4 protein-coding genes are annotated in these 2,780 nt (G+C 70.5%); 1 reads left to right on the forward strand and 3 read right to left on the reverse strand.

The features are described from left to right. A partial coding sequence (locus AC08ON_RS17880; RefSeq protein ID WP_476617414.1) for a class I SAM-dependent methyltransferase occupies window positions 1-678 on the forward strand: 678 nt, incomplete at its 5' end. Between the two features lie 297 nt (window positions 679-975). Here the strand turns inward: AC08ON_RS17880 and AC08ON_RS17885 are convergent. From AC08ON_RS17885 to AC08ON_RS17895, 3 genes are all read right to left on the reverse strand, one after another. Next, window positions 976-1,203: a hypothetical protein gene (locus AC08ON_RS17885; RefSeq protein ID WP_023841463.1), complete on the reverse strand. Its 228-nt coding sequence runs from the start codon at window positions 1,201-1,203 to the stop codon at window positions 976-978. 209 nt (window positions 1,204-1,412) lie between these two features. Further along, complete coding sequence (locus tag AC08ON_RS17890; protein ID WP_476608685.1) at window positions 1,413-2,060, reverse strand: TetR/AcrR family transcriptional regulator; 648 nt, start codon at window positions 2,058-2,060, stop codon at window positions 1,413-1,415. Window positions 2,061-2,137: 77 nt separating this feature from the next. Further along, entirely contained in the window at window positions 2,138-2,548 is a 411-nt protein-coding gene (locus AC08ON_RS17895) for a PaaI family thioesterase (protein ID WP_476608686.1), read from the reverse strand. Between the last annotated feature and the right edge of the window lie 232 nt (window positions 2,549-2,780).

The raw sequence follows: 2,780 nt of genomic DNA on the forward strand, positions 1-2,780 counted from the left end.
GTCGGCGGGGCTGTCGGCGGGGCTGTCGGCGATCGGGGGGTGCGGCGGGCGGAGCAACTGGTGGTTCTCGGCGCGGGCCTGGACGGACGGCCCTGGCGGATGCCGGAGCTCGCCGGCGTCGCCGTATTCGAGGTCGATCATCCGGCGTCCCAGCGGGACAAGCTCGACCGGCTCGGGGACGCGGGGCCGCCGGGAACGGCACCGCGCTTTGCGCCGGTGGACTTCAGCCGTGACGACCGCGACGCGGCCCTGACGTCGGTGGGGCATCGGCCGACGGTGCCGACGGTCTGGATCTGGGAGGGTGTCGTGCCCTACCTCACCCGTGGCCAGGTCGCCGCCACGACCCGGGTCGTGGCGGGGCGCTCGACCCCGGGAAGCCGCCTGATCGTTCATTACCACGCGCCGGCGCTCTCGGCGTTTCTCGGCCGGCTGGCGGCACGGGTGCTAACTATCGTGTCACGGCGCCCCGATCCCATGGCCCGCGAACCCAACCGCTCGGCATGGACCCCCGCCGCGATGCGTCGGATGCTCGCCGCCCACGGCTTCACCGTCCGCCGCGACGACGACCTGCTCACGCTCGCCCGGTGGCTGGCGGTGCCGGTTCGGCACCGCCAGTCGCTGCGCAACGGCCACGTCGTCGTAGCCGACCTCCTCGTGGCCGACCTCGACACGGTCTGACCCGCCCTGGTCTGACCCGCCCTGGTCTGGCGCCACCTCGCGCGCTCCGCTCACGCGAACCGATCCGCCAGTCACCCTGATCCGCCCGTCACCCGACCTACTTACAGTCTGTAGCGCCCTCGTGGGTTTCGGTTGGGGTTGACCGGGGATGATGTCCAGGGCACCCGTGTGGGGAAACCTGCGAGACCGCACTCAGCGATCGTGGCGACCGACCGGCAAGACACTGCGGACCGTACGCCGGTCGGTCGTCTCCGCAGCCGGGCACCGGGGGAACCGGAGGAGGTGGGAGGGGCCGGGTCAGAGCCGGTTGCGCAGCAACTGCTTGCCCTCCTCGGCGCCCTTGCGGCTTTCGTTCTGCGCCCGGCGGAACAGGCTCGCCAGCTCCTGGTCGTCGTCGCGCTCGGCGTCGCCGATGTAGGTCTCCAGCCGCAGCGCGTTGCTCAGACACCTCTCCGTGAACCACAGCAGGTCGTACTGGGCGTCCTTCGTGCCGGTGACGTTCCCGGTCTCGGCTGTCGTGGTCATCTGATCGGCTCCCTTCATCGGGGTCTGCGGATACACATCCTTCGGAGTACCAGTTCCCGCACGGGCCGCTCTTACCCGTCTGTCCGTCCGTGGCCCGAGCACGAGCGACCAACCGCAGAAGATCGACAGCCCGCTCGACACGATCTACGATCACGTCCGCGCCGTCCATGGCACCGCCTTCCCTCGGGTGATCCGTCGTGATCCGTCGTCTATGACCTCCTACCGGTGTGGTGTTCCGTTTTGTAAGACCCCGGGGTATGATCGGTTGTCGGCCGGGACTGAACCCGCAGGCCATCGGTCATGATCGAGAGCAGGGGTCGAGCGTGGTCCGCCCGCTCCGGCGCCTCTTCCCGGATCCAGCCGATGGCGGTCACGAGAGAGATCACCTCCTCGACCCGCACGTCCGACCGGACGTCGCCGGCCCGCTGGGCCCGGACGAGGAGTGCCAGCGTCGCCTGCTCGAGGGAGTGGCAGGACGCGTGCAGCCCCGTCTCCTCGTCGCTCACCATGGCGAGCAGCCTGGCGGCCACCCCCCGGTAGGTCGCGATGTGCGTGATCAGTTTGTCGAGCCAGCCGAACAGCGCCGCGCCCGCCTCCGGGGCGTCCAGCAGCCGGTCCACCTCGTCGAGTAGCGCGGCGGTCCGATCGTGCAGCAGCGCCTCGAGCAGCGCGTCCCGGTTGGGAAAGTGCCGGAAAAGCGTGCCGATCCCGACCCCCGGCTGCCTGGCGACCTCGTTGAGGGAGATGTCCCTGTCGCTGCCGGCGAAGGTGCCCCGGGCCACCTCGATGATCCGCTCGCGGTTGCGGTGCGCGTGCGAGCGCATCGGCCGGTCCGCCGTCGCCACGCTGCTGGCCATGTGCACCTCCGGGGGGCTCGGCCGTACGCCCCATCGAGCCTACGGAAGCTTGGTCGTCACGAGGGGTGTGCTGGTGGTCAGCGGCGCGCGACGGTGCCGAGCGCGACGGCGCAGAGCCGTTCCCCGTCCCTGTCTCCGCCGCGGTCGAAGACCTCGCAGCGCACGGTAACCAGAGTGGAGCCGGCGTGGACGACCTCGGCACGGGCGATGAGCTCGTCGCCCCGCGCCCCCCGGAAATAGTTGATCTTCATCTCGGAGGTCAGGACGGCGTCCCCCGCGACGCTGCCGGCGGCGAAGGTGAGGGCCGTGTCGGCGGCATAGCTCAGCGCCCCGCCGTGCGCGGCGCCGTGCTGCTGGCATAGATGATCTCCGAGCGGGATGGTCAGCTCGGCCACCCCCGCCTCGAAGCGACTGAGCCGGGCGCCGAGCAGTCGACTGAAGGGCTGGGCTGCGAGTAGCCCGCGGGCCACGGCGATGTCGGGCGTCATCGGCTCTCCAGGAAGGTGTGCCTGCCGGCGGGGCGCCTACCAAGCAGTGTGGGCCTTGGGAGGTTTGTGGGTCGTCAGGGACTGGGCGCGGGTGGCGGAGGGGTGACGAAACGATTGGCAGTGGTCTCGATGGCGGACTGCGGACTGATGATCTGGGCCGTGGCCGGCTGCGGTCGGCTGAGCCACTGCTTTCGTCTCGCTGCTCGCCTGAATCCAGGGCGAAGCGATGGTG

It is taken from the genome of Frankia sp. CoWAU3 (assembly GCF_977971855.1).